Annotated in this window: 22 protein-coding genes; 20 read left to right on the top strand and 2 right to left on the bottom strand. The window is 72.2% G+C overall.

Going from position 1 to position 16,331, the window contains the following annotated elements; translation table 11 throughout:
• From ACPC54_RS30530 to ACPC54_RS30475, 12 genes are all read left to right on the top strand, one after another.
• Positions 1-324, top strand: a complete 324-nt coding sequence (locus tag ACPC54_RS30530; protein WP_498969423.1) for a hypothetical protein — start codon at positions 1-3, stop codon at positions 322-324.
• A 65-nt stretch (positions 325-389) separates the two neighbouring features.
• Positions 390-902: a hypothetical protein gene (locus ACPC54_RS30525; protein ID WP_498969421.1), complete on the top strand. Its 513-nt coding sequence runs from the start codon at positions 390-392 to the stop codon at positions 900-902.
• A 177-nt stretch (positions 903-1,079) separates the two neighbouring features.
• The gene (locus ACPC54_RS30520) at positions 1,080-1,328 is read left to right on the top strand and encodes a hypothetical protein (protein WP_498969420.1); all 249 of its coding nucleotides are present in this window, start codon (positions 1,080-1,082) and stop codon (positions 1,326-1,328) included.
• Positions 1,325-2,533 (top strand): hypothetical protein, encoded by a 1,209-nt coding sequence (locus ACPC54_RS30515; RefSeq protein WP_498969418.1) that lies wholly within the window; start codon positions 1,325-1,327, stop codon positions 2,531-2,533. The genes ACPC54_RS30520 and ACPC54_RS30515 overlap by 4 nt, the downstream gene beginning before the upstream one ends.
• A gap of 20 nt (positions 2,534-2,553) precedes the next feature.
• Positions 2,554-3,036, top strand: a complete 483-nt coding sequence (locus ACPC54_RS30510) for a hypothetical protein (RefSeq protein WP_498969417.1) — start codon at positions 2,554-2,556, stop codon at positions 3,034-3,036.
• A gap of 15 nt (positions 3,037-3,051) precedes the next feature.
• On the top strand, positions 3,052-3,549 hold the full coding sequence (locus ACPC54_RS30505; RefSeq protein ID WP_498969416.1) for a hypothetical protein: 498 nt from the start codon (positions 3,052-3,054) through the stop codon (positions 3,547-3,549).
• A 167-nt stretch (positions 3,550-3,716) separates the two neighbouring features.
• The gene (locus ACPC54_RS30500; RefSeq protein ID WP_498969415.1) at positions 3,717-4,055 is read left to right on the top strand and encodes a hypothetical protein; all 339 of its coding nucleotides are present in this window, start codon (positions 3,717-3,719) and stop codon (positions 4,053-4,055) included.
• A 77-nt stretch (positions 4,056-4,132) separates the two neighbouring features.
• On the top strand, positions 4,133-4,522 hold the full coding sequence (locus ACPC54_RS30495; protein WP_350882137.1) for an HNH endonuclease: 390 nt from the start codon (positions 4,133-4,135) through the stop codon (positions 4,520-4,522).
• A gap of 192 nt (positions 4,523-4,714) precedes the next feature.
• Complete coding sequence (locus ACPC54_RS30490; RefSeq protein WP_498969412.1) at positions 4,715-4,945, top strand: hypothetical protein; 231 nt, start codon at positions 4,715-4,717, stop codon at positions 4,943-4,945.
• A 31-nt stretch (positions 4,946-4,976) separates the two neighbouring features.
• The gene (locus tag ACPC54_RS30485) at positions 4,977-5,615 is read left to right on the top strand and encodes a GmrSD restriction endonuclease domain-containing protein (protein WP_498969532.1); all 639 of its coding nucleotides are present in this window, start codon (positions 4,977-4,979) and stop codon (positions 5,613-5,615) included.
• Between the two features lie 123 nt (positions 5,616-5,738).
• Entirely contained in the window at positions 5,739-6,830 is a 1,092-nt protein-coding gene (locus tag ACPC54_RS30480) for a hypothetical protein (RefSeq protein ID WP_498969410.1), read from the top strand.
• 216 nt (positions 6,831-7,046) lie between these two features.
• Complete coding sequence (locus tag ACPC54_RS30475; RefSeq protein ID WP_498969408.1) at positions 7,047-8,840, top strand: hypothetical protein; 1,794 nt, start codon at positions 7,047-7,049, stop codon at positions 8,838-8,840.
• Positions 8,841-8,990: 150 nt separating this feature from the next.
• Here ACPC54_RS30475 and ACPC54_RS30470 read toward each other — a convergent pair whose 3' ends face one another.
• Complete coding sequence (locus ACPC54_RS30470; RefSeq protein WP_498969406.1) at positions 8,991-9,224, bottom strand: DUF397 domain-containing protein; 234 nt, start codon at positions 9,222-9,224, stop codon at positions 8,991-8,993.
• The gene (locus ACPC54_RS30465) at positions 9,221-10,129 is read right to left on the bottom strand and encodes a helix-turn-helix domain-containing protein (protein WP_498969405.1); all 909 of its coding nucleotides are present in this window, start codon (positions 10,127-10,129) and stop codon (positions 9,221-9,223) included. The genes ACPC54_RS30470 and ACPC54_RS30465 overlap by 4 nt, the downstream gene beginning before the upstream one ends.
• Before the next feature lie 208 nt (positions 10,130-10,337).
• Between ACPC54_RS30465 and ACPC54_RS30460 the strand changes: the two genes are divergently transcribed.
• The 8 genes from ACPC54_RS30460 (at position 10,338) to ACPC54_RS30425 (ending at position 16,159) form a co-directional block, all read left to right on the top strand.
• A complete protein-coding gene (locus tag ACPC54_RS30460) occupies positions 10,338-10,922 on the top strand; it encodes an ATP-binding protein (RefSeq protein WP_498969403.1) in 585 nt (194 codons plus the stop codon).
• Positions 10,923-11,440: 518 nt separating this feature from the next.
• Positions 11,441-12,385, top strand: a complete 945-nt coding sequence (locus ACPC54_RS30455) for a hypothetical protein (RefSeq protein ID WP_498969402.1) — start codon at positions 11,441-11,443, stop codon at positions 12,383-12,385.
• Positions 12,382-12,930, top strand: coding sequence for a hypothetical protein (locus tag ACPC54_RS30450; protein WP_498969400.1), 549 nt, complete (start codon positions 12,382-12,384; stop codon positions 12,928-12,930). Before ACPC54_RS30455 ends, ACPC54_RS30450 begins: the two co-directional genes overlap by 4 nt.
• Entirely contained in the window at positions 12,927-13,562 is a 636-nt protein-coding gene (locus ACPC54_RS30445) for a LuxR C-terminal-related transcriptional regulator (RefSeq protein ID WP_498969398.1), read from the top strand. The genes ACPC54_RS30450 and ACPC54_RS30445 overlap by 4 nt, the downstream gene beginning before the upstream one ends.
• 25 nt (positions 13,563-13,587) lie before the next feature.
• Positions 13,588-14,190, top strand: coding sequence for a hypothetical protein (locus tag ACPC54_RS30440; protein WP_498969396.1), 603 nt, complete (start codon positions 13,588-13,590; stop codon positions 14,188-14,190).
• Complete coding sequence (locus ACPC54_RS30435) at positions 14,187-14,738, top strand: LuxR C-terminal-related transcriptional regulator (RefSeq protein WP_498969394.1); 552 nt, start codon at positions 14,187-14,189, stop codon at positions 14,736-14,738. The genes ACPC54_RS30440 and ACPC54_RS30435 overlap by 4 nt, the downstream gene beginning before the upstream one ends.
• 183 nt (positions 14,739-14,921) lie before the next feature.
• On the top strand, positions 14,922-15,320 hold the full coding sequence (locus ACPC54_RS30430; protein WP_498969392.1) for a DUF6415 family natural product biosynthesis protein: 399 nt from the start codon (positions 14,922-14,924) through the stop codon (positions 15,318-15,320).
• Complete coding sequence (locus tag ACPC54_RS30425; RefSeq protein ID WP_498969391.1) at positions 15,317-16,159, top strand: hypothetical protein; 843 nt, start codon at positions 15,317-15,319, stop codon at positions 16,157-16,159. The genes ACPC54_RS30430 and ACPC54_RS30425 overlap by 4 nt, the downstream gene beginning before the upstream one ends.
• Positions 16,160-16,331 lie beyond the last annotated feature (172 nt).

The following is a 16,331-nucleotide window of genomic DNA, read 5'->3' as shown; positions in this document are numbered from 1 at the left end:
ATGCCCACGCCCAAGGCCACATCCCAGACCTACAAGCTGCTGCTCGACGTCAGCGAGTTCGGCCTCTCCATCACCACGGACGGCCCGGTCAACCCCCTCACGCTCACCCTCACCTACGACGGACAGCCCGGCGGGAACTACAAGCTCACCGCCCATCTGGTCGGCCTCGACGCCGCCGGCGAACGCGTCTACCTCGACCTCCTCAGCCGCCAGCCCGACAACCGGCCCGACTGGCTCAACCCGATCCTGCGCGACTTCCAGCCGCACGGATGGGACCTCCCCGAGCACCCGGCCACCTACGCCCCGCTCGCGACGACCAACTGAGCCAGCCCCGCCCCGGGTGCCCCGCCCCGAACGGGGCACCCCCCAACCGCTGAGGACCCATCACCGTGAGCACCCACCACGCCGACTTCCACCCGGTCATCGTCACCAAGACCACCGAGTTCCTGCTTGCCAAGCCCGCGCTCACCTGCGAACTGCTGCGCGTCGTCCGCGCCGACCAGGTCAAGGCCGGTGACCTGATCGTCTCCGCGTTCCAGCCCGCCAGCGGCGGCCGCCGCATGCCGCTCGCCGACTACTTCCACGGCGGCGCCTACGTCGCCCTCCCCGAGCCGTACGACCCGGCCTGCGGCTGCGGCGTGTGCGGCCTCGACGAAGTGCAGGGCCCCGAGGGCACCGTCGTCCTCGCCAACGGCAGCCCCTGGCACTCCTGCGACCCGTGGCCCGCCGACGAGCCGGTCCTGATCCTCCCGTACCCCGGGCAGGCGCTCACCGTCGCCAACCTCGAACGACTGATCGACAAGATCCCGCTCGACCCGATCGACTTCCGCAGCCCGGCCTCCCAGCAGCACTACATGAACAACGGCTACTACCTCACCGAAGAGGAAACCGCCGCCCTCTGACCCCCGCGCCAGTGCTGCGCCCCGCCCACCCCGGCGGGGCGCAGCACCCGGCCCCGAGGCGCGCGACACAACCACCGCCGCCCCCGTACACCCCATGCCGAAGGCCCTGGCCCGCCGACGAGGCGATCCCGCCCCCCGGACCGAGCGCCCGGCCCGCACAGCAGAAAGACCACCAGCGTGAACACCCGCATCATCGACGCCGCGACCACCTCGCTCGCCGACACCCACGACAAGGGCGAGCCCTACAAGGTCCGGGTCATCTACCGGGTCGGCGACGACCCCCAGCTCCGTGCGCAGCGCTCCCGGATCACCCCCGGCTACTCCACCCTCGCCGACCTCCCGGTGATGATCTCCAACCCCCGCGACTTCACCGCCGAGGACGTCCACCTCGTCGCCATCCACCACGCCCCGGAGCAGACCCGATGACCATCCCCCCGGCCGCGCCCGACGCCCGCCTGAACGCCGTGCTGCGCACCGCTGGCGACGAAGTCGTCGCGCTGCTCACCACCTACCGCCCCGGCCTCACCGTCGACCCCGCCCGATCCACCGCGATCCGCACCGTCGCGACGTGGGACACCAGCGAGCACAGCGGCACTGTCATCGTGCATGCCGGCTGGGACGCCAAGGTTGTCCTCATCGGAGTCGACGCGGCCACCGCCGACCGCCTCTGCGCCGCCTACTGCCAGGACACCGCGCACCTGCGCCACGACCACGGTCCCGGCGGCAACCCGGACCCCAACAGCGTCCGCTACCTCGCCCCCGGGGCCTACGACCTGCGGCAGTACCACGACGACCCTGAGGCCGACCTGACGGCCCGCCCGGACGGCCGGTACGACCTCACGATCGGCGAACGCAACATCAGCGGGGCCGCCGCGCTGCTCGCCTGCCTCGACCGGCCCGACGCCGAACCTCCCGCCGCCTGCGTCTGCGACCGCACCGGCCTGTGCAGCTGCTGCTGCGACCCCGACACCCCGGCCTGCCCCACCTGCGCCCGCTGCTCCTGCGCCTGCCGATGCACCAGCACCGCCCCGCAGCCGGCCGCCGCCTTCCGCGAGACCATCACCCGCCACAACCCCGCCCAGCGCCCGCAGACCAGGCCGCTGACCGAACCCGCCGCCCGCGACCTGGTCGACCAGGCCGCCTACTGGAACTTCGGCATCGAGCTGTACAGCAACGCCAGGCTCACCCTGCGCCGCTTCGACCGGAAGGGCGCACCCGCGCTGACCGCTGCGATCGAACCGGCCGAGCCGTTCCGCCGCTCCGCCAGCGCCGCCGCCGACCTGCGGCAGATCATCGACAGCAGCGAGACGGGCTGCCGAGTCGACCGCTTCGGCCGCCCGCGCATCGCCCTGCGGGCCACCATCATCGGGCCGAAGCAGACGGCGCTGCTCCTGGAACGGGGCCTCATCGCCACCACCGGCGAGGCGGACGCGCCCGTCGAGGTGACGTTCCTCGGGCACCTCCTCCTGGCCCTCCACGAGCACGACACCACCACGGTCAGCAGCACCACCGGCCACGTCACGGTGACCTGCCCGTGCGGCTGGGCGACCGCCGGTTCCTCCACCGTCCTCGCCCACACGGCCGCCCGCGCCCACCGAGGCGTCCGCCTCGCCGCCGCCATCACCCGCTGACCAGCAGCGAAGGAACAACCGTGACCACGCCCACCACACAGCCGCCCGCCAACTTCCGGACCGCCGTCGACGTACTGCGCGCGCTCGGCATCGAAGCCCGCATCGACCCGACCAGCGACGGCGGCCACCAGATCACCGGCACGTCGCCCACCGCAAGCTGGACCAGCACGGACATGCAGGAGTGCGCCCACTGCGGCTGCTGGCGCAAGGAACACGAGCCGCTGCACGCCATCGTCGACGCCTGCGGCGACTTCACCCCCGAAGACGAACACCGCCACCAGCACTACCAGGACGACGCCGAGTTCGTGCCCGCCAACGGCGAACCGGGCGGCATCCCCCTCCTGCGCGTCGGCGGCGTCGACACGGCGGCCTTCGTCGACCCGGACGGCACCTTCATCGTCTCCATCCACACCGAGGATGCGGACCCCGCGTTGCTCACCCAGCCGGGCGACGAACTCCCCATGACCCTGATCGTCAACGGCGTGACCGTCGCCTCGTACTAACCCCTGGACACCACCATGAACCTGCTCGACGTGATCACCTACGACACCATCGCCCAGCACACCGGATGCACCGCCTACACGATCACCCCCGCCATCCCCAGCACCACCGCCACGGCGGAGGTGTCCGCGATGCGGCTGCGCCGCTTCCTCGCCGACAGCCTCGACGCCGGCGGCCAGGCGGTCCTACTGCGTAACTGCGCCGTCCGCTACACCACCGGCGCCGGCCCGGACGCCCAGGAGCACACCGCCACCCCCACCGACACCGACAAGCCGCTGTGCGCCGAGTGCCTGCACTGGAAGAGCGAGCACACCGGCCGCCCCGACCACGAGAACACCCCCGGCCACCGCACGAGCTGCACATCGGACTTCCGCCCGTTCACCCGCCCCGACCGAGTGATCTGCACCCGCTGCTCCCAGCACCGGGCCGAGCACATCGACACCGGGGTTCTCCATCACGAATACGAGGAACTCACCGTCGCCTGCGGCAAGTTCACCACCGAAGACCGGACATAGCCCCGCTCCGGACGGCGACCCGAACCGCCACCCCGCTGCGCCCCGGCCCATCCGCCGGGGCGCAGCAGCGCGCCCGCCCCCGGCGTCCCCGGCCAGCGGCCGCCGGCCGGGACGCAAGCGCCCCCGGGCTGCTCCCCTGCACGGACACCGACCAGCAGGGAGCCCCCTTGACCATACCCACCCCCACCACCACCGTGACGGCGACCGCCACCGGTCCAAGGCCCGCCCAGGCCCCCGGCACCGCGCCGCTCACCCTCGGCCTGACCGTGATCGAGACGACCGTCTACGCCCTGGACCTGCCCCTCGACGAAGTCCCGATCGAGCTGATCGAGTTCTGCGACGACGAACAGCACGACCTCTCCGACGAACAGCACACCCTCACCGGCTGGCTCAACGACTACCCCGAGCTCTGGCACGACCACCTCGACCCCGCCAAGCACACCCAGACCACCGAGAACCCCGAGGTCGTCAACGTCGACGTACGCGGCTGGCCGACCAGCGGGTGACACAAGACGCCGCCGGCCTGCACTCTCCCCGTCACCTCGGGCCGCCCGCGCCCGAGGTGAACGGAGCCCCCACCCTCGTGACCGCGCTGCGCACCCGCCCCCGCAACACCGGCCCCACCCCGGCCGTCCGCACCCTGGTCTACGCCCGGGACGGCCACCAGTGTGTACGGTGCGGCACCGGCAACACCCTGACCATCCAGCACCGCACCAACCGGGCCATGGGCGGCAGCAGCGACCCCGCGATCAACCACCCGACGAACCTCGTCACGGCCTGCCAGGCGTGCAACATGTGGTTCGAGGCGAACCCCGCCGCCTCGTACGCCGCCGGCTGGAAGGTCCGCCGACCCACCGACCCCGCCCACGTCCCCGTGCGCTACCCCACCGGGGAACTGCGCACTCTGGAGACGGACGGCACCTCCCGCACCCTCGGCGTGCCGGTCGTCCTCACCGCCCGGGCCGCCCGGTGAGCGTCCTGCCGTGCATCCGCGCCGCCCACCCGGACGGCGAGTGCCCCCGCCACCAGCTTTGCCCCGGTTGCGGGGAACCGTACGCCGACTGCGCCTGCCCGCCCGCCCGGAACAGCGCCGCTACGCTCAGCACCGGCCGGCCAGCCCTCGGGCGCGGAACGTCCAACCAGGCACCAGGAAAGGTGAGTTGAGGTGGATGATGCAGCGGCCGCGATGACGGCCGTGTGGGGGATCGGCATCGTGCTGCTGACGCTGGCCGCGCCCGTGGCCGTCCGCCGGACGCCCTCCCTGGCGCTCGCCGTCGACTTCCGGCCGGTTCCGGCGCTGTTGCTGCTCGCGATCCTGATCGTGTTCTGGCCCGTCGCCGTGACGGCCCACCTCCTGCCCGGCGGCGCCGACCGTACGCGGCCGCCGCGCACGTAGAACCGTCCGCCACCGACCCGAGGAGCCCCCGCTGCCCGCCACCCGCCTTGCCGCCCGCGCCGCCGCCGCGCTCGCCATCACCGCCACCTGCGCCATCGCCTCCCCGCCGGCCGCGCCCCTCACCGACGACCAGCGACTCGTCGCCGCCCTCCCCGCCGCCGTCACCGCCCCCGCCCCCGGCTACGACCGTGACCTGTTCGGCACCTGGGAAGACCTCGACGGCGACGGCTGCAACGCCCGCCAAGCCGCCCTGCTGCGCACCCTCACCGAGCAGGTCACCGCCCCGCAGCGCCCCGCCGAGTGCACGATCGTCCTGTCCGGCCGCCTCACCGACCCCTACAGCGGCACCAGCGTCGTCACCGGCGTCGAGCACATCGACGTCGACCACCGAGTCGCCCTCCAGGACGCGTGGGCGTCCGGCGCGAACACCTGGACCGAGCAGTGGCGCCACCAGTTCAGCAACGACGACGACAACCTGGTCCCCACCCTGCCCGCCGTCAACCGGGGCAAGGGCAGCCGCGGCCCCGATCAGTGGAAGCCCTCGGGCGGCAAGGCCGCCGAGTGCGCCTACGCGGCCGGCTACGCCCGCACGAAGGCCCGCTGGGAGCTCGGGGTCACCGACGCGCAGCGCGCAGCGCTCATGAAGGCCCTCGCCGGCTGCCCGACCTGACCACCTGCCCGGCGGACCCGACCCCGACCGGGGGCATCATTGCGGGTGTTACAGTTAACGGGTCGGTGATGGGGATGCCCCAGCCGCACACTCCACCGTGACTGTGCAGGAGCTCCCACCACCATGACCAAGGCCCCGTTCGTCTACCCCGAGCGCCCCGACTTCGCGCAGGTCCGCCAGGACGCGGCCGACGCCGTCGCCGCCGACCTCGGCGCGATCGCCGACCCCCTGACGCGGGCCCGCCGCGCCGTCGCCATCATCGACCAGGCCGACACCGAACTCCCCAAGAACAAGAAGCGGCGGGACCGCGCCGCGCTGTCCCTGTGGGCGTACGAGGGGCACCGCACCCGGGGCCTGGAGCAGAGCATGGGCTGCACCCGCATGCAGTGGACCCGCATCCAGGCCGGAGCGTTCGGCTGGGCGATCACCGGCGCCGCCACCCCGCCGCCCACCCCCAAGGCCGGCCCCGACCGCGTCGAAGCCGCCCGGGCCGCTGGCATCGCCGAACTCCCCGTCGACAAGGCCCTCGACCAGGTCGCGAAGTACGGCGTGCTCACCGTGCAGGCCCAGGCCCGCCGCGACGAAGCCGTGAAGTTCCGCGACGCCGCGATCCTCGTGCTCAGCCGCCCCCCGTACTCGATGGGCCACGAGGCCATCGTCGCGGAAGTCGGGATGAGCGCCACCGGCACGGTCGGGGAACGAACGAAGCGAGCAGCCGACGAAGCCAAGCAGGCCGACGCCGAAGCCGCCCATCAGGAAGCCGTGCGCCTGGTCGCCGCCGAACTCGACGGCCTCGCCCCCGCCGACCGCGCCCGCCGCGCCGCCGAGATCGCCCGCACCGCCCAGCAGGAGATCACCGAGTACACCCAGCTGCGCCACCAGGCCGCGCTGTCACTGTGGGCGTACGGCGGCGGCCGCATCCGCTCGATGCCCCGCGCGCTCGGCTACACCCGCGAGCAGTGGGACGAGGTGTGGACCGCCGCCCTCGGCCAGCACCACCGTGCCGGCCAGGACACCCCGGAACCGCCCGTCAACGGCCCCACCCGCGCCCGCATCGCCCACGAACACGGCATCGCTCAGCTGCCCGTCGACAAGGCGCTCACCGACCTGCAGACCTACCGCGTGCTCATCGAGCAGGCCCGCGCCCGCCACGACGAAGCACAGCGCGCCGGGAAGACCGCCAAGCGCGCCGCCAAGACCACCGACCAGGTGTAACGCTTCCCGGTCCCCGCTCGTACACCACGATGTGAGGGTCACTCCACACCCCCACCCCGCTGCTTCCCGGGCCGCCGCACGCCGGCCCGGGGAGCAGCGCTACGAGGCCCTGCGCAGCGGCGGCGCCCCGAAGCCGTCGAAGAAGGCCCGCCGCCCACGGCCGCTGCCCAGAGCGAAGCGGGACGCAAGGCGTGCTCGGCGGCCACAGTGCCCGCCATGTCGACCACCGCCGCGCCGCTGCGCACCGCCACCGCCGACGTGCTCGCGGAAACCGCCCGCACCACCGGCCAGGGCGTGCGCTCCCGCGACGCCGCGAACGTCGCCGACCTCCTCCTGCGCGCACCCATCGCGGCCCGGCGCGCCACCGTCAAGACCCTCACCACCCGCGAACTCGGCTACGTCGTCCGCGAAGTCCGCCGCGAGCAGGGCACCCTGTACGGCCTGTGGCACGACAGCCCGTCCGCGTTCGTCGAAGACGTCCTCGGCGAGACGATCTGGTCCAAGCAACGCGACGTCCTCGACGCCGTCGCCCGCTACAAGCGCACCGCCGTCCCCGCCGGATTCGGCGTCGGCAAGACCTGGCTCGCCGGCCGCCTCGTCGCGTGGATGGGCTGCGTCAACCCGCCCGGCACCGCCGTCATCGTCACCACCGCCACCCGCTTCCGCCAGGTCAGGAACCAGCTCTGGCCGCACATCCGCAAGGTCGTCGCCCGCGGCGCCCTCCCCGGCTGGTGCGACACCACCCAGTGGAAGATCCCAGACACCTGGGGCAACGACGTCGTCGTCGCGTACGGCTTCACGGCGCCTGAGAACGACGAAGCCGCGATGCAGGGCATCCACGGCACCCCGAAGCTGCTCATCGTGGTGGACGAGGCCGGCGGCATCGCCCGCACCATCGGCAACGGCACCAACAACCTCCTCACCGGCGACGCCCGGATGCTCGCGATCGGCAACCCGCCCGCCGACGACCCCCGTTCCTGGTTCGAACTACTGTGCGACGAAGGCGACGACCCCGAAGAGCCGACGACCACCACGATCCCGATCCGGGTCCTCGACTCGCCAGCGATCACCCTGGAACGCGTCCCGTACTGCCAGGACTGCCCACCCGGCGGCGCCCGGCACTCTCTCGCTGAGCACCTGCCGAACATGGACTGGGTCGACCGGACCCTCCGCGAGTACGGCGAGGAGCACCCGTACGTCCAGGCGAAGGTGTACGCGCGCTTCCCCAAGGGCGGCAGCTCCAAAGCAATCCCGCTCGCTTGGATCGAAGCAGCTCAGGACACTGACGACCCGGAAGGACGGGACTGGGTCCGCCTTGATCAGCTCGGCCTGGTCGGCGAGACCGCCACCCACACGGTGCGCCGCGGATCGTGGGTCCGACTCGGCGTCGACGTCGCCGCAGACGGCGGCGACGAGGTGACGATCTACCGGGTCGTCGGCGACGCCCTGGAGCAGCGGCACGCCTCCAGCGGCCAGATCAACCTGAACCAGGTCGACGTCGCCGAGAGGGTGGAACAGGAGATCCTCCGGGCGCAGCGCCTGGCGGCCGCGCTCGGCAGCCGGGCCCCGGTCCGGGTCAAGGTCGACCGCAACGGCCTCGGGCACGGCGTCACCAGCATGCTCGAACGCTGGGGTGAGGATGGCCGACACCAGGCCGAGGTCGTGGGCGTGATGGTGTCGGAGAACATCGACCCCGAACGCGACGATCCGGCCCAGCTGATGCGCCCCTACCGGAAGCGGGACGAGATGTGGCTCGCCGGCCGGGCGCTACTCCAACCCGATCCCGCCACCGGCCAGGCCCGGCTGCGCCTGCGCGTCGACCACGCCTGTGCAGTCCAGCTCTCCTCACCGAACCTGTCGACCAACAGCACCGGCGCGTCGGTGGTCGAGTCGAAGAAGGCGATGCGGGCCCGTGGTGTCTCCAGCCCCGACCGCGCGGATGGCGCCCTCATGGCCCTGTACGAGCCCGAGGACCTGTTCAGCCACCGCCGCATGGGCCTCATCGCGTAGGGGCCGGTCAGGCGTCAGTTGACGATGACGGTGGGCTAGCCAGAATTGTTGCGAGGCTACTTGCGTTCATTGTCGCAGCCAGGTGGTATGGAAGAGGTGGGTGGACCCCGGCGGCTCTTTCGCCAGGGTCCACCCACCTCTCATCACCCGTTACAGCTGAACCGGGAACTCGCCCGCCTTGACGGCGTCGACGAAAGTCTGGAACGCCGCGGGGGAGAACGCCAGGACGGGGCCGCGCCGGTCCTGCTTGGTGTCACGCACCGGGATGGTGCCGGCCGGGGTCCGGCCGACCTCGACGCAGTTGCCGTTCTCACCGGCCGAGTAGCTGGACTTCGCCCAGCCGTAGCCGCCCTGGTCGAGGGTGGTGCCGTCGTGCATGGTCATCCTCTCAGTTGCCCCCAACCCGTCTTGTTCGTCAGGGTTGCCTGCAAGTATGACCGGGTCGCCGCCGGGTCGAGCGCCTGGGACATAAGGACCTCAAACTGGCGGTTGCGACGGTTGAGATTCGAAAGACGGTCCGCAAATGTCAGGTTCTGTTCGGTGTAGACGACACCATCGCCAGGCAGGTCGCTGAACAGGTAGGCGGCAAACGAACCGGCTGCCCCGACGTGGTAGCCGGCCTCCGCCGTAAGCACTTGGAGCGTGACGTTGTCCAGCTCGCACACCGCGATCAGATGCTCCAGCTGGCCGTTCATCACCTCGATGTCGCCGACGAGCATGCTCAGGGCGCCGGCGCCGATGATGAACCGGGCCTGCGGCGCCTTCTCCCTGAACAGCACCTGCTTGCGTAGCTCGGTGCGTTCGACGACCTTTTCGAGCGGCAGCGGGTTGTCGGCCTTCATCAGGAAGCGCTCGCGGGCGATGACGGCTTCGGTGTAGGCGGCGGTCTGCAACAACCCCGGCAGAATGTTGGGCTCCCAGTTCTTGATGAGCTTGGCCAGCCGTTCTGCCTCAACCAGGGCGCTGAACGAGGGATGCATGTCCTCGTCCGTCCACCAGCCGTGCTCCTTGCTCTGCTTGGCCATCTCCCGGAGCGAGTTGGCGGTGGCCTGGTCCAGGTTGAACTGTGTGACCCACGAGTTGACGTCGTGAACTTTGATGATGTTCCGGCCGGTCTCCAGACGGCGGACGATCGCGGCCGACAGGCCGAGGGCGTCCCCGAGCTGTTCGCGGGTGAGCTTGTTGCGCTCGCGGATTCTCCTCAGCCGGCCGCCGAGGAGATGTCGGAGGAACGGCACGCCGGCGGGCCGCTCGTCGTCCTGCTCTTCGTTCGCGACCTCATCATCCATGCCACACCCCTATCAGTCGTTACTGATGCCGCGTCAAGTCTGCCGCGCCCGTACGGGAAGCGCCAGGTGCCGCTACCGTCAATTGACGGTAGCGGCACCTGTTGCAAATCAGCCCTGAGTGCGAGACTGTAGCAGCGCACTCACCGTCAGTGGCCTGTGTCACAGCCTCGGTGATTCATCGCTACGCCGTGCTCACCGGGGGTTTCCCATGAATGAGTCACTGCGCCCTGCCCCACCGCTGGGCGCACCGTTAGCACCACGCCAGCCCCTTCGGCTGGTTCTGCACGTAGCCCCAACGCCGAAGGACGCCGCCGAGCAGCGCCGGGCCCTCCTCGACGGCATCCGCCGGTGGGGCCTCGACCTGCTGGACGAGCGGATCGAAGACGTCGAGTTGCTGGCCGGTGAGGTGATCGCCAACGCGGCCATCCACACCGGAAAGCCGTCCACCGTCACCGCGACCTGGACCGGCGCCGCAGTTCGCGTCGAAGTCGCCGACGAAAGCGACCAAGTGCCTTCCGTGCGAGAGCACTTCGGTGAAGCAGTGACCAGCGGTCAGGGCCTGAACTTGGTCAGGGCGCTGTCCGACGCCTGGGGCGTGAAGGTCGACGAGTGCGCCGGCACGAAGGTCGTCTGGTTCGAATGCGGCTCCACTGAGGCGGCCGCCGACCCCGGTGCCGCGCTGGTGGCCGCGGTTCTGCGCGCGGACACCACCGTACGGGCCATGCGACCCCAGCCGCAGGTCGGCACGCTGCCCGCCCGCCCCGTCCTGCGCCGCCGGATACCGGCGGCGTGAACACCACCTAGAACCTCCGGTGGCGGCCTGGGTTCCGCCGGACAGGCCGTCACCGGACACCAACCCCCTCTCCGAACCCGAGGGGAGGCGGAAGAGTAACGCCGCAGCTCCAACCGGCGTCCCGCTCACCGCCGCCGACCGCGCGCCCCCGCCGGGGCGCCGGTCCGTTCGGCCAGTCGTCCATGTCGGGTGGACGGCCGGCGAACCCCGGTGGCCCCGTTGGCGAGGGGGGCCACCGGCGCGAGGGTCGTCCCGCCCGTCCCCATTGGCCGGGACGACCCTCGCCTCAAGGACCGCCCGCTGCTGGAGGCGGGCGTGGCCCCGGGGCGGTGCGGCCCACCCCGTCGTCGCACCGCCCCGGGACCGAACCCGGGCGGCCGGGGTCGAGGGGCATGCTGCCCCGGCCCGCCCGTACCGGCACGAGCCACCCGGCCCGGGGCCGGCCCGGTCCGGGACAGGCCAATGGGGGCCTGCCCCGGACCACATCCCCTACGACTTCGCACCCCCGAGGACCCGCTGTGAGCTTTGGGCCGCGCACCGGCGCGTTAATCACCTTCACCCGCGACACCAAGATCCGAGCGGGCGTGCAAGCCGCCTACGCTGCCCTGACGCAGGCATGCCGGGACTCCGGGGACAACGCCGACCAGGCCGAGCTGGTTGGCGAGCATCCGCAGTACGCCTGGCTACTGCCCCATTCGGACGCCCTCGCCGTCATCCACGACTCCGAGCAGGAAGCGTGCGAGCTCCTGGCCTGCGCCGACCTGCTGCGCGAGTGCAGGGTCCCCGTCGTGCCGGTCCACTACGGCCGCCCCCTCGTAGTCGGCCAGGGCCGCGCGGTCACCTTCTGGCACAACCCCGGACGGTACCGCCCGGCCCCGGGCGCGGCCGCCCGGGTGACCGCCGCCGTGCACGGCATCAAGCCCGCCGGCGCGCTGTGGCTGCGCGAGCACCACCCCTTCAACGACCTCCTGGACGGCCTCGAACAGGCCCCGTTGAACGACAACACCCGCGACTTCTTGTACGAGCACACCGCCAAGGTGCGCGCCGACTGGCAGCACGTCAGGTGGCCCACCCCGCTCACGGTGATCCTCGCCACCACGGGGCCGGCACGCTGCCACGACGACGGGGACTACCGCCTCTTCCTGCACGCCCCGCTGCGCCTGGGCCACCGGGAGTGGGACCTCGTCGCGGCCCGCTGGCGCAGCGAGCTGCTGTACGGCCACCTGGAAAGCCAGCGGACCTACGCCGTCACCTACGCCAGCTGCTCGGGCTCCCCACTAGCACGGGAGCCGATCGGCTCGTGGCCCGACTACCAGGTGGTGCGCGACGCCGTGGTGCTCACAGCGGTGATGGAGACGGTGCGCGGCGCTCACCGGGACGACCGCACCCGCCAAGCCGCCGAGCATCAGGTGGCGTGCCTGCGCGGCGCCCACCCGGCCCCGTGGCGCTGGAGCACCCGGTGAGCGCCACCGTGCCGGCACTGCGCCCGGCGGCCGTGGCGCGGCAGCTGCCCGTCGTCCAGGAGCCGCGAGTCCTCCGGTGCCGCCACTACATCGACCTCACCGAGCGGGAGACGAAGGTACTGGCGATGCTCGCCGGTGACCTGGACGCCATCGAGATCGCCGACCGGATCGGCGGCCGGCCCGAGACCATCCGCGCCACGGTGTTCACGCTCCGGGAGAAGACCGGCGCCCGGACATGGACGCAGATCGTGGACACGGCCTGCCGCACCGGCCTGCTCATTCCACCGGCCGCCACGCTGAACAGGCCGTTCCCGGAGGAGGTACTGGAGGCCGTCCAGCTCCTCGCCCAGGGCCTCACCCATCAGCAGATCGCCAACTACCAGGGCATCCGCAGCCGTACCGCCTGCGCCCGCTTGTCAACGGCCCGCTCTCGCACCCGCGTGCGGCACAACCCGGCCGCCGTCTACCTCCTGCACGGCGTTCCCGGCCTGCTCGACAGCACTCGCCCCCCTTGCCCGACCTGTACTCGTGAGGGCGCATCGTGAGCGAGACCACCCGCCCCGGACCCACCCTGGCCCTGACCGCCCGCGATAACCCCCCGGTGCGGCCCGGCTACCCGGCCGCCAGGGTCCACCATCCCCGCGAGCACCACCGCCCCGCGGCTGAGGTGTTCAGCACGCCCACGGCCTGTACCGTCGGCTCGCTATGTGAGGCATGCCTCACTCCGGTCACCCTCGCCCCGTCCGAGGCGCAGCTGTTGACCTGGCTGGCCGCCGACCTGTCCACCCGGCAGATCGCCCGGCACACCGGGGTCGGCGTCTCCACCGTCCAACTGCACCTCAGGCGCCTGTCGAAGAAGCTCGGTGCCCGGACATGGGCGCAGGCCGTCGATCACGCCTGCCGCGCCGGCCTCCTCGCCCCGCGGCCGACCTGCCTGGCCCGCCCCCTGCCCGCCAGCGACCTGGACATCTTCCAGAGCCATGCCAACGGGCGCCTCACCGCCGAGATCGCCGCACAGCACTACCTGAGCGAATACAGCATCACCCGCTCCTTCGTCCGGACCCGCAGGCACCTGGGCACCTGTGGCAGCCCCGCGGCCGTCTACCGCCTTCACGCGGCCCAGCTGCTCACCGCGGACCCCATCTGCCCTCACTGCACAGCAGGAGGGCCTTCGTGATCATCTCGAAGCGCCGGGGGTGTCGATGACCTGGCCGTCGCTGTTCCTGATCGACCCGGCCCAGTACCCGCAGCGACACAGAACCCCGGCCAGGCGCGCCGTACGCCCTGGCCGTCTGCTGCCGCTTCTGATCGCCGGCGCCCCCTGCTCGGCCTGCGGTGCCCGGCTCCTGGCCACCCAGTCCGAAGCCCGGCTGCTCGCCCTCACCGCGCACGGGAACACCCCGTACATGATCGGCCGACGCCTGCGCACCGCCAAGGCCGCGGTCGAAGGCGATCTGGAGGCCCTGGCCGCCGGGCTCGACGCGGCCAACTTGGCGCACGCGGTCGACATCGCCTACCGGGCCGGCCTGCTGCGCCGGGAGCCGGGCTTCCGGCGGCTGGTCCACCCGCCCACGGACGGCGCTCTGACAGCCCTGCAAGGAATGGCCGCGGGCCTGAGCGACAGCGAGATCGGCAGGCAGACCGGGCGCACCGCCCGGGCGGTCGACGACGGCCTGCGCCGATTCCTGCGCACGCACAGCCTGCACACCCGGCCCGAGGCCGTCCGCCTGCTCCACGGCGTTCGCCTGCTGACCGACACCCACCCCTGCCCCTGCCAACCCGATTCCAAGGCCACCACACCATGACCCTCACCCAACCCGGACAAGCTCTGCTCACGGGCCTGCCCTGCCCGGACTGCGCCAGCACCCTCACCCTCACCCACGGCCAACACCTGGTACTGACCGAGGTAGCCCAAGGCATTCCGACCGAGCGGATCACCCAGCGGCTGCGCGCAGGCCAGAAGACCGTCCGCACGAGCAAGGAGCCGGATCGCGCCGGCGCCGACGCGATCCGCGACGTCGTACAGGCGCTCGGAGCCACGGGGCGCCCCCACGCGGTCGACGTCGCCTGCCGCACCCAACTCCTGGTCCCGCCCCGGCTGCGCCCGCCGGAGGACGGCATCCCCGAACCGCTGCGACGTACGGCCGAGCTGCTCGCCGAGGGCCTGGAGGTCCGGCCCATCGCGCGCAAGCTCAACCTCGCCGAGGACACCGTCAAGGCCCGGCTGCGCCGTCTCCGCAAAGCTCTCGGTGCGGAGAACAGCCCCAACCTGATCTTCGGCCTGCACGCCATCGGCGAACTCCCGGGTCACCACCCCTGCCCCTGCCGTCCGCCCAAGGCCAGGAAGCGGTGACGGGCGGCCGCCCCAGCCACCCGCCGGGTGAGCTCAGCGGCGACCACCGTCACGCCCGCCGGCACCGCCGCCACCGGGACGGCCCGAAGCTCACGCACGCCGCGCCACGAGGACTCGAAGAACCGCCCCCACGCCCTCCGGCCCCATCACCGCAGGCGCCAACTACCCACCCCAGGAACCCACGTGACCCCACAAGCAAGAACAGCCGGACCGAACGACACTCGTGAAACGCTGCCACTCGACGTCGCCGTTGTTGACGCCGCAGTCCGCCGAGCCGACGACATCGCCCAGGCCCAGCAGAACCAGCCGCCCGACGATCAGGCCCTCACCCTTCTCTTCGAGGAACTGATCGGCCACCTCATGCTGCTCCTCGCCGTCGTCGAAGCTGAGTACGCGCTGCTGCCCCCGGGCGTGCGTCTGCAGCCCGTGGCCGAAGGCGCGGCGCGCGCCGCCGGCGGTCTGCTGGCCAGACCAGGCCCCACGACCGTCGACAACATGCTCGTGCTCGCCGGTGCGTGCCGGCTGATGCTGGCGCTCCACCAGGCACGCCAATCCGCCGCGGCTCCAGGGAACGCACCGTGATCGCCGAACTGTCCATGCGCGACGCCGTCCGCTGGCTGAGCAAGGAACTCGAAGGCGCTGGATTCCGCGCCTGGGACGCCACGGAGGACGGGGTCCACTACACCCGGACCACCGAGGGCACGGGCTGGTGCCAGCCGGCCGGCGCCGGCCCGGAGTCGTGGCCGCCCGGCGCGCTCGGCTGCCTGCGCGTCTTCTGGCACCCCGACCCGGCGTACCAGAGGGACCACCGCAAGAAGACCATCCCGGCCGGCGCCGCCAAGCACTGGCAGGCGAGCACCGAAGCACTGCTCGCCGTCCTGCACGGGCTCGGCCTCGGAGCGGCGATGACCGGGCCGCCCCGGACCCCGGACAGGCACAGCTCCGCGGACCTGCTGGTCTGGGAGCCGGGGCCCGACACCCCCGCCGAGTGGCCGCCGCCCGGCGCTTGGGCAGGCGTGCCGCCGATCCGCCCGAACTTCGTCGACGGCTGGCACCGGTGGAATGACCCCAGCCCCGAGGACGAGGTCGGCCGGGCCCTTCGAGACCTCACCCGGCAGCGGGAGAGCGAAGGCGGGACGGAGATCGGCCGGGTGGTGGTCGGGGAGCAGGACGGCGTTCTGTGGCCGCCCGGCGCGCACGCCTGCGCCCGCGTGCACTGGCACCCGGATAAGGAGCACGCGCGAGCCGCGGACGGCTCGCTGGCGGCTGCCGCCTTCGAGCACTGGCACGAGGGCGTCGGCCGGCTCCAGGAGGACCTGGCCGTGCTCGGCTACCAGAGCTGCACAGCCTGGACGCACCCCGTGGCTGGGAAGGACTTCGCCGTCGTCCTGGCCTGGCGTGTCGAGCGTCCCTCCTCCTGAACCCGAGCGGTCCTGCTCCTCCTGGCCCATGCGGGTCCCGGGGCGAGCAGGACCGCTCGAAATCGTGTCGGCGGACGCCGCAGGGCGAGCCGGGCGGTTCGACGAGCACCCGAAAGCGACGACTTCGGCACGCTCCGTACGGGCCGTCGCGGGGGCGCGGGTGCGCGCCACG

The organism is Kitasatospora sp. NPDC094028 (genome assembly GCF_049543595.1).
Taxonomy (GTDB): Bacteria; Actinomycetota; Actinomycetes; order Streptomycetales; family Streptomycetaceae; genus Kitasatospora.
Note: the sequence above shows the minus strand (reverse complement) of the source record. Positions and strands in the feature narration are given on the sequence as shown.